Genomic DNA, 9,660 nt, shown 5'->3' on the forward strand with positions numbered 1-9,660 from the left:
GCGGGGTGGCTGCGTGAGGGACAACCAGTACCAGCCCTACACCCACCTGCGGGCCGCGATCGACGACGGGATCACCTGCCTGGACGTCTCCTTCTACACCTCTGACCTCGCCGTCTCGGTCTTCTGTATCGACCACGAGCGAGCCTGCCTGGACATCTCCAGCGCCGATGGCCAGGTGAGCATTTCCAGCACCGGCGGCGGCCCTGTCACCCGGGCCGACATCGCTTTGGCCCGTGAGCTCGCCCACGGGGCGGCGCGTTACCTGTCGGAGTGCGAGCGGCTGTACGCCAAGCGCCACCTGCCCCCGGCCGCCCGCGCCGAGGCCTGACATGTGGTGGGGCCGCTGGAACTGGTACTTCCGGCGGCCCCTGATCTCCCTGGACACAACATCAAGAGAGGGCTCAAGCCTAATGTTCAAAAAGCTCCCCGGCGACGAGGCATCACGCCTGGTCTCCACTACGCCGGATACCGCTGTCGTCTTCCGCCCGGCTGTCGTCCAGACCCCGGCCATTCTGACCGTTGCCATCGCCGTCTGGCGCATACTCGCCGGTGCGCTTGCCCTGGTCTGGCGTCACCCGATCGCGCTCACCGTCACCGCCGGCCTCGGCGTCATCTGGACCCGATACGGCTACTTGCACGTCCTCGCGCTCGCGGGCCTGGCCGTCGCGGCTGGTCTCTCGTGGGCGCTGGTCGACCGGCCCTCGTTCCTGCGCCTTGTCGGCTGGCCCCTGCTGGCCTGGTGGCGGCTGGTCACGGTCTACCGGCGTCACTGGCAACCGGTAATGATCGTCTCCGGCCTCGGACGGCACCTGCGCGGGCGCGACTGCCTTCCCCGGCTGCTCGCCGTTACCTGCACACCGTGGGCGGACCTAATCACGGTGAAGATGCTGTCGGGGCAGCCTGTCACCGACTGGACCAACCGCACCGAGCATCTCGCCCACGGCTTCGGCGCCACCTCCTCCCGGATCACCGTCCAGCGCTCCGGCAGGCTCCTGCTCACCTTCCCGCGTAGCGACCCGCTCGCCGTCCCGCTCCCGGCCGTCCCCATACCGGAGACAGCCTCGGCTGGGCCGGTACAGGTCGGTAGTCAGGAGAACGGCGACCCGTGGCTGCTCAAGCTGCACGGCACCCACGTTCTGGTCGCCGGAGCCACCGGGGCAGGGAAGGGCTCGGTGATCTGGTCGGCGATCCGTGGCCTGCTGCCCGCCGTCCGCGCTGGGCTGGTGCAGGTGTGGGCGCTGGACCCCAAGCTCATGGAACTGTCCTACGGTCGCGCCATCTTCGGCGACCGCTACGCCGCCGACCCTGACGCGTGTGCCGATCTGCTGGATGCGACGGTCAAGGTCATGCAGGAGAGGGCGGGCCGGTTCGCCGGCCTCCAGCGCAATCACACCCCGACGGTGGATAACCCGTTCGTCCTGGTGGTCGTCGACGAGGTCGCCTTCCTGACCGCCTACCAATCCGACAAGCACCTTCGCCAGCGCATCACCGCTGCTCTTGCCACCTTGACGACCCAAGGTCGGGCGGTGGGCGTTGGCGTGCTGGCCGCGCTCCAGGACCCGCGCAAGGAGGTCATGAACATCCGCAACCTGTTCCCGGACAAGATCGCCCTCCGGCTCGATGAGTCCGAACAGGTCGACATGGTCCTCGGCGACGGAGCCCGAGACCGGGGAGCACTGGCCGACCTCATCTCGCCCCGCCCTGAGGCCGGGGCCGGCGTCGGATACATCCGCCTGGAGACCAGCCCCGACCGGTACGTGTTCGGGCGGCATACGTCTCCGACGCCGACATCCGGGCAATGGCTGCCCAGTTCGCCCCGGTGGGTGAGGCCGTATGACGCTGACTCACTTCCTCGACGGCCTGCGATGCGAGGTGTGCCGCTGTCTCAACGTCCTGTGGCTGGATCCGGCATGCGGGCTGGTCGAGTGCCAGGAGTGCGGACAGACCGCCGTGACGCTTCCGGCTGAGGACGGCGGTGATGACCAATGACCAACGCCAACGACCGGTCCCTGCCCCGGGCGGTGCGGATGGCAATGCCGCTGGCGCGGGATGTCGTCGAGCAGATCGCCAAGCAGTACGGCGTGTGCATCCGTCCCGTCGCACTTCAACGGCTGGACATCGCGACCGGCAAGTCCGAGATCATTGATGTTCCGTGCGGTGCGACGCTGGAGTCTAAGTGCCCCTCCTGCGCGAAGCGCAACAGGCAGCTTCGGATGGCGCAGTGCCGCGAGGGCTGGCACCTGGAAGCCGAGCCGATCAACATCCCCAATGAGGCGGACGACTACCAGCGCTGCCTCGTTGAGGTACGGGCCGACGCCCAGGTGTGGCGAGATCAGGCCGAAGCCGCAGGGCGGTCCACCGACGAGTTGGACGCCGCCATCGCCGAGTTGGACGAGGAGATCAACAACGCCGGGATGCGCGGCAACGTCCTCGGCCGGACGACGGCCAAGCGGTGCCGGTCCACCAAGCGGCGCCAGGACGCCCCCGACCTGCCCAGGCGCAAGATGAGCGCCTCGACCCTCGGCCGGGTGTTCCACGCGCCCGACGGCAAGATCTTCCGGCCGTCGATGTTCCTTACCCTCACCCTGCCGTCGTACGGGCGGATCAAGGACGGCGTCCCCATCAACCCGAACACCTATGACTACGTCCGAGCTGCTCGGGATGCACTGCACTTCTCCAAGTTGGTGGGCCGGTTCGTGCAGAACCTTCGCCGGGTGGCCGGCTTCGATGTGCAGTACTTCGCCGCTGTCGAACCGCAGAAGCGGCTTGCCCCGCATCTGCACATGGCCGTCCGCGGGACGCTGCCGCGTGCGGAGATCAAGCAAATCGCCGCGGCGACCTACCACTAGGTGTGGTGGCCGGCGATCGACGAAGTGAGGTACCAGGGTGATCACCTACCGGTCTGGTCCGATGGCGTCGGTTACCTCGACCCGACGACCGGTGAGGTCCTGCCGACCTGGGACGAAGCCCTCGACCGGCTTGACGCCAATGAAGAGGCGGACCCGCTGCATGTGGTCCGCTTCGGCACTCAAGTTGACGTACAAGGCGTGCTCGCCGGGACCCAGGACGCAGACCAGTGCATTCGCTACCTGTCCAAGTACCTCACCAAGTCCATCGGCGACACCCTTGACGCTGACAACCAGGCTCAGCGGCTTCACGCCGAACGCCTAGCGGATGCGCTGCGGTTGGAGCCGTGCTCGCCGACCTGCCCGAACTGGCTGCGGTACGGCGTCCAGCCCAAGAGCGCCAAGGCGGGCATGGCTCCGGGACGGTGCCGAGGCAAGGCGCACAAGCCCGAGCACCTCGGCTACGCGGGTCGGCGGGTCCTGGTCTCTCGGAAGTGGTCGAACAAGACGCTGGCCGAGCACAAGCAGGACCGGCGTACCTGGGTGCTGGAGGCCCTCGGCGTTGCAGACGAGCCGGTCGACCCGCACCGCTATGTCTGGCGTCCCGTCCCGCATGGCGATGCCAATGTGCCTCCGCTGGCCCTACGGCTGCTGCGGTCGGTTCATGAGCGGCAGCGGTGGCGCAACCACATGAACCAACTCCAGGCGCAAGGAGACGGACACGATCTTTCGGCAACCGAGGGGAAAGCTGCATGAGCAAGCGTGACGAGCTGATGACCGTTCCCGAAATCCTCACCGAGCTGGGCGGGGTCTCCCTCCGCACCTTCTACCGCTGGCGGGAGATCGGCAAGGCGCCGAAAGGCTTCAAGCTGCCCAACGGCGAGATCCGGGTCTACCGGAGCGACTTCGAGGCCTGGCTGGAGACGCTGCGGGAAGCCGCATGACGACCAGCTATGACGTGAAGTTCTGGGACATCCGCCGGAACAAGTCCAGTAAGACCGCGTCGTACGAGGTGCGCTGGAAGGTTGGCGGCCGGGAGAAGTCCAAAACTCTTCGTACCAAGGCTCTGGCCGAGAACTTTCTCTCGGACCTGCGGCAGGCGGCTCGGCGCGGAGAGGCTTTCGACGTCGAGAGCGGACTGCCCGAGTCGCTGGTCAAGGCTAAGACCGCGCGGACCTGGCTGGAGTTCGCTCAGGTGTACGTACTGGCCAAGTGGCCGCACTCGGCGGCCAAGTCGCGCGAGGGGATCACCGACACGATGACCGGCGTCACGCTCGCCTTGCTGCGAGACCGGCCGGGTAAGCCCGATCTCCGGGTTCTGCGGTGGGTTCTTCGAGGGCATGTCTTCCTGCCCGATGGTCGGCGAGGGAGCCTCGACCCTGAGCACGCCGCAGCGCTGCGCTGGCTCACCTCTGCTTCGCTGCCCATGGTCGAGCTTGAAGAGGCCAAGTGCGTGCGGGCCGTCTTGGAGGCCCTGTCGGTCACCCTCGACGGGACGCGGGCGGCTGACTCGACGTTCCGGCGTAAGCGGGCGGTCTTCCATCACGCGCTGGAGTACGCCGTTGAGCTGGGGGATCTTTCGGCAAATCCGCTGGACCGGGTGAACTGGAAGCCCGCCAAGGTCTCGGGGGAGGTCGACCGGCGGGTGGTGGTCAACCCGGCGCAGGCTCGGGAGCTCCTTGTCGCGGTGACGTACGTCGGTCGGTCGCGTGGGGCGATGCTCGCGGGGATGTTCGCCTGCATGTACTTCGCCGGCCTTCGGCCCGCCGAGGCGGCCGGGCTCCGGGAGAAGGACTGTCATCTTCCGGCAACCGGGTGGGCCTGTTGACCTTGGAGGAGACGCGTCCGGAGAGCGGACGGCGGTTCTCCGACTCGGGGAGCACCCATGATGTCCGCGGACTCAAGCAGCGACGGCGCAAGGCGATTCGGGATGTGCCCATCCCGCCAGAGCTGGTGCGCATCCTCCGCGAGCACATAGAGCAGCACGGTACCGCGGCCGATGGGCGGCTGTTCCGGACTGCTACCGGCGGTGTCTTCTCCACGACGGCGTACGCCAGTGTCTGGAAGGAAGCCCGGATGTACGCGCTCACGCCTGACCAGGTCGCGTCGCCCTTGGCTGGCAGGCCGTACGACCTGCGCCACGCGGCTGTGTCGCTCTGGCTGAACTCCGGGGTCCCGGCTCCGGATGTGGCTGAGCGAGCTGGGCACAGCGTTGACGTGCTGCTCCGCGTCTACGCCAAGTGCGTCGATGGGCAGCGCGAGATCGCTAACCAGCGGATCACCGAAGCGCTGACGGCATGAGAACGATCGATCGTCGGAAGCCCCAGAACTCATACCTATCCATGGGGATGTGCCTCCTGCCTTCAGCGTTCGCGTCGCTGGCATCGGTGATAACGCACGGCCGTTGTCAACAACAAAGTGACGATTGGGCAACGCCCAGTGCGTTCCCGAGGGGGAGTGGGCAGGGTGGTGCGCCATGACGACCCGACCCGAGTCCGCTACAAGCAGCCTCCCAACCGGTGTACTTGCGGCGCTGGGATGGCAGGGCTGCCAGGTGGTCACGGTCCGGGCGCTCAGCACGCCGCGTGTAGTGGTGTGCGAGCTGGACGAGCCGGAGCACAATAGGCGGCGGGAAGCCGGGCTGATACCCACGGCTGACGCCCTGTTGCTGCACTGCCGGGCACACGTCGATCCCTCGTTTCTCAGGCGACCATCCCCAGTGCGTATTCGTGGAGCTATCGCTGCACGAGCCTCGTGGCGGTCGGCACGAGGGAATTTAGCGGGGTTCGCCGCCTTCGGCGCCCGCGTAGCCATGCTTCCCGTGAAGGTCGCACACCGCGATGCAGTGCGAGCTGAGACCATCTATCACGGCTTTGGCCTGATAACCGTCGAGCAGCCCCATGAGGTGATTCAGGCCCCTCATTCCTACGTCGACGCCGAGCGGACCTGGGTCCATCGCCTTGTGGAGGAGCTCGTCTACGACGCCTTGCTGTCGCAGCAGACCGCTCAGCGCCGGGACTTGGGCAGCCAGGCATTCATGAAGGCGGGCGGCTCCCAGGTCAAGTGATACTCGTTTTGCATCCAGACGTACCAGCCCAGTGCGTCACTGATCGCTTGATCCCATGAGGCAGGACTCGTGACCTGCTGATGAAGATCACCCAGGATGTTAACGTTGTGCGCAGCGAGGCTGAGATCCGTGCAGGTGGCGAACCGGTCCATGGTGCGGTTTCCGCATTCTGCGCAATCGCAGCGCCACAGGCTTTCATCCACATCGTCATGACGCTGGACAAGGGCCCAGCCTTCAGCGATGCGTTCAGCGTTCATCAACGTCATCAGCCGCGGGACGATCGCGTGCCGCGGTCGCAATGCTCTGAAAGGAGGCCCTGTCCCGCTGGCCGGGTACAGATGCCGCAGCGAGGAGGTCACCCCGACCGCAGCCCATGCAGCGCCGTAAGCCATCGCCCCCAAGCCGGAGATATCAGTGCATAGCAGACTGACCGGTACCCGGGCCTGACTGAGCAAGTGTTTAAGCCCGGTGACCGCGTATTGCGTGCCGAGTGGATCGCTGCCGTACTCCAGGACGAGCGCCACTGGCACCTCGTGGTGATTCACCTCGACGATCAAATGCTTCACGCCGGGATTCGCAAGCCAGGAGAGGTGTAAGGGTAGGACGGCGCACACGTTGTCCCCGGCCCGTGTCGTCTGCTCCAAAATCGCAGCTAGAGCAGCGTGATCACCTTTTCCCACATACCCGGAATCGGTGAGAACGGTCGCCGTGTTTAGGTCCCGCTGGCCCTCGATCCAGGAAATATCGAACCTAACTGTGCCTGGTGGTCGATTCTTCCCCGCGTAACGGCGACGATCGACCAGGACCGGCCGAGTCGTTCCTCGCGCTCCGGCGGATGCGGCGGTCAGAGCGCCGGCCCCGCTCACAACGAGTCCTCCATCGTCATCATCGCCCACCGACCAGAGCTCGCCTGCCCGGTCTGCAGGGACCTGCACGAGCAGTCGGTGGGTCAGATCGAGCCCGCCACGATCGCGGTCTCCGGACTGTTGACTGACATCGGTGGTGTCCATCGTGTCTGGTCCCTCCACCCTCGCCGAAGAAGGGAACACCTCGACCCATTTCGACGGTGACCGCCAACCAGCCTGAAAGTCAAGGCAGAGTCAACTTGCTTAACCGAGAGGGAAAACGCAACTTGCGTGACCCATTCCTTGGATGGCCCCTGACGATTCGGAACTCACCAGCCCTGAGGTCAGCGATCAGGCGCTCATCCCCAATAGACAGGAGACCTCACCATGACCGCTCATCGCGGCGCCTGCTATGGGTCCCCGTTCTGGCTGAACTCCGGGGTCTCGGCGCAGAAGGTGGCGGAGAGCGGCCGGGCACAGCGTGGACGTGTTGCTCCGCGTCTACGCCAAGTGCGTCGCTGGGCGGCGAGAGATGGCCTACCAGCGGATCGCCGAGGCGCTGTCGGCGTGAGGACGATCTACCATCGGAGGGTCGCGGTCATCCCGTGGTCCTCTGTTGTTATGCCTCTGACCTGGGCAAACGTCGCTGGATTCATCCCGCGTATATCCCGTGAGGGGTGGCTGGGGGCTGCTTTGGGTGGCATCCGGCTGCGGGTGGGGGCGTTGGCCGATCAATGCAAAAGACCAGGTCAGTTGGGGTGTGACCTGGTCTGGAGGCGCGCCCTGCAGGATTCGAACCTGCGACCGTCGGATTAGAAGTCCGATGCTCTGTCCAGCTGAGCTAAGGGCGCTCTCGGATAATTGTGCATGATCTGCGGAGCGCCCGCGTACCGCTTGGTCTGTGGCGCGCCTGCCCGGGTGTGCTTCGCAATGGATTTTATGGGCTGGTGGGCGGCAGGGTCGGTGATCAGGCGTAACAGGCCGCGTACGGCGGGTGTTCTCGAAGTGTACGCATGGGTGGGGACGCGGCGGTGGGTGCTGTGACGGGTTCTGGGCGGGGGTGGGGCCGCACCGGTCGTCCGTGGGGGCTGGTCGATGTTGTTGGGCACCGTCGCTTCGGGGCGGTGGGGAGCTGAGTGTCGTCTGCCGTTGTCGCTTCGGGCGTGGTGCTGGCTGGCGTGGGCGCGTGTGGCTGGGGCTGTGGGAGGGGTGATCTTTGGGGTTATCGTGGCGTTTGTGTGTGGTTGCGGGAGAGTGCGGATTGCGGCGGTGGTGTCGTGAACACGGCTTGGGTGGTGTGGGGCGGGCTGGTCCTTGGGTCGTTCGCCGTGCTGGAGACGATCGCGCTCCTGAACCACCGCGAGGGGGACACGCTGTCGGAACGGCTCCGTGAGTGGCTGGGGATCTACCCGGTCAAGCATTGGCGTCTCGCCGCAAGCGCGGCCCTGCTGGGGATTCTGGTCTGGTTCGGCTGGCACATCGTCTTCCAGCAGTAGGTGTCGGGGTTGAGTCCCCGCTGCTTGGACGTGCGCCACGCGCCGCATAGGGCGCCTCATGCCCGCATCGCTCCCTGGGCCATGCCCGCTCGCTCCCTGGACAATCGCTCCCTGGACAAGGGTGCGCCGGATCGGCTTCTGGCGTGGTGCGGGCCCTGTCGCGTCTTCGGGCCCGTCTTCGAGTGATCGCCCCCGAGGCCGGGATTCCGATGGAAGGGCGACGTGTGGTTCGGGTGGCCATTGATCACGTGGAAGAGGTCCGCCGGTGGACCGCTGTGACGATGCGGTCCACCGGCGGGGGTTGCGCGTTGGGGGTTGGACCACCGGCAGGGGTAGCGCGTTTCGGTGTTAGATCACCGGCGGGGTAGGGCGTTTGTGGTCAGGCCACCGGGGGTGGGACGTTCGGGTTGGTCACCGGAGGTGGGGCGTTGGGGTGGGGCGTTCGGGGTTAGAAGTTCTTGGTGCGGACGGACCAGGGGGACTTGTTGGCCAGTTCGGAGAGGATGTACGAGCGGGCCGTGGCGTTGCCGTTGAGGGTCATGTCGAGGAAGTGGACTACCGCGGTCATGCCGTCGGTCCGCTGGGAGCCGGTGATGAAGCCGGTGTGGCCGGCCTGCGGGTGCTCGGCCAGTACGGCGGGCACCTGGACCAGGTCGTAGTTGGCCCGGGTGTTGTCGTAGGCGATGTCGGAGGACCCGCCGTCCATGAACAGCACCGGGCTGTGCAGCTTGTTGAGCTCCGAGCGCGAGTACCCGAAGGAGCCGTCGGCGAACAGGCCGCTGTCGAGGGAGACGACGCTCTTGACCCGCGAGTCCGCGCCGGCGATCAGGGCTTCCAGCCCGCCGCAGGAGTGGCCGGCGGTGGCCACCTTGGACAGGTCGAGGCGCTGGTAGAGCGCTGAGCCGCTGCGGGAGTTCTCCTGCTGGGCCCAGCTGATCGCGTCGGTCAGCAGCGACGGGATCGGGTTTCCGCTCGCCACGCCGTTCGACGAGCCGTCGACCGACGCGGTGTCCACCACGACGAAGCCGTGGGCCGCGATGAAGGTGAGTATCTGGACCACTTCGCTGCCGTCGGTGTGGGCGCAGGCGCCGTTGCCGAAGGCCAGCACGGGCAGGGTGCCCTCGACGGCCGACGGGTTGGACGGCCGGTACACGGTGTAGCGGTTGGTGCCGTAGGCGCCTTCACGGGTGACCGAGTAGTTGTTCTCGATGGCCGGACGGCCCGACGTCGTGGGGGTGGGCGTCGGCGTGGGGGTCACGGTCGGCGTCACCGTCGGGGTGGGAGTGGGGGTGGGGGAGCTGGTGCCGCCGCTCCAGGTCCACTTCTGGTTGTTGCCGCCGTGGCAGGTGTAGAGCTGGATGGTGGTGCCGTTGGCGGTGCCCTGTCCGGTGGCGTCCAGGCACAGT

The 9,660-nt window shown here is 66.6% G+C and carries 8 protein-coding genes, 1 tRNA gene and 2 pseudogenes; 8 read left to right on the forward strand and 3 right to left on the reverse strand.

Going from position 1 to position 9,660, the window contains the following annotated elements:
• Positions 1-13 precede the first annotated feature (13 nt).
• The 7 genes and pseudogenes from ABZU32_RS11000 to ABZU32_RS11030 all read left to right on the forward strand — a co-directional run bounded on the left by ABZU32_RS11000 (position 14) and on the right by ABZU32_RS11030 (position 5,913).
• On the forward strand, positions 14-328 hold the full coding sequence (locus tag ABZU32_RS11000) for a hypothetical protein (RefSeq protein WP_354920185.1): 315 nt from the start codon (positions 14-16) through the stop codon (positions 326-328).
• A gap of 82 nt (positions 329-410) precedes the next feature.
• The gene (locus ABZU32_RS11005; protein WP_354920188.1) at positions 411-1,967 is read left to right on the forward strand and encodes an FtsK/SpoIIIE domain-containing protein; all 1,557 of its coding nucleotides are present in this window, start codon (positions 411-413) and stop codon (positions 1,965-1,967) included.
• Positions 1,968-2,033: 66 nt separating this feature from the next.
• Positions 2,034-3,602, forward strand: a pseudogene (locus tag ABZU32_RS11010) (replication initiator).
• Positions 3,599-3,790 (forward strand): helix-turn-helix domain-containing protein, encoded by a 192-nt coding sequence (locus tag ABZU32_RS11015; RefSeq protein ID WP_354920190.1) that lies wholly within the window; start codon positions 3,599-3,601, stop codon positions 3,788-3,790. Before ABZU32_RS11010 ends, ABZU32_RS11015 begins: the two are co-directional and overlap by 4 nt.
• The gene (locus ABZU32_RS11020; RefSeq protein ID WP_354920193.1) at positions 3,787-4,674 is read left to right on the forward strand and encodes a hypothetical protein; all 888 of its coding nucleotides are present in this window, start codon (positions 3,787-3,789) and stop codon (positions 4,672-4,674) included. Before ABZU32_RS11015 ends, ABZU32_RS11020 begins: the two co-directional genes overlap by 4 nt.
• Positions 4,671-5,147, forward strand: a complete 477-nt coding sequence (locus tag ABZU32_RS11025) for a hypothetical protein (RefSeq protein WP_354920199.1) — start codon at positions 4,671-4,673, stop codon at positions 5,145-5,147. Before ABZU32_RS11020 ends, ABZU32_RS11025 begins: the two co-directional genes overlap by 4 nt.
• Before the next feature lie 520 nt (positions 5,148-5,667).
• Positions 5,668-5,913, forward strand: a complete 246-nt coding sequence (locus tag ABZU32_RS11030) for a hypothetical protein (protein ID WP_354920202.1) — start codon at positions 5,668-5,670, stop codon at positions 5,911-5,913.
• Here the strand turns inward: ABZU32_RS11030 and ABZU32_RS11035 are convergent.
• Positions 5,853-6,923: a hypothetical protein gene (locus tag ABZU32_RS11035; RefSeq protein WP_354920205.1), complete on the reverse strand. Its 1,071-nt coding sequence runs from the start codon at positions 6,921-6,923 to the stop codon at positions 5,853-5,855. The two genes, ABZU32_RS11030 and ABZU32_RS11035, sit on opposite strands and share 61 nt — an antisense overlap.
• A gap of 612 nt (positions 6,924-7,535) precedes the next feature.
• Positions 7,536-7,609 (reverse strand) — tRNA-Arg (locus tag ABZU32_RS11040).
• A 426-nt stretch (positions 7,610-8,035) separates the two neighbouring features.
• Here ABZU32_RS11040 and ABZU32_RS11045 point away from each other — a divergent pair.
• Positions 8,036-8,254, forward strand: a complete 219-nt coding sequence (locus tag ABZU32_RS11045; protein WP_354920207.1) for a hypothetical protein — start codon at positions 8,036-8,038, stop codon at positions 8,252-8,254.
• 448 nt (positions 8,255-8,702) lie between these two features.
• Here ABZU32_RS11045 and ABZU32_RS11050 read toward each other — a convergent pair.
• Positions 8,703-9,660, reverse strand: a pseudogene (locus ABZU32_RS11050) (hypothetical protein); the annotation flags it as partial.

Source organism: Sphaerisporangium sp. NPDC005288 (genome assembly GCF_040607475.1).
GTDB classification, from domain to species: domain Bacteria; phylum Actinomycetota; class Actinomycetes; order Streptosporangiales; family Streptosporangiaceae; genus Sphaerisporangium; species Sphaerisporangium rhizosphaerae.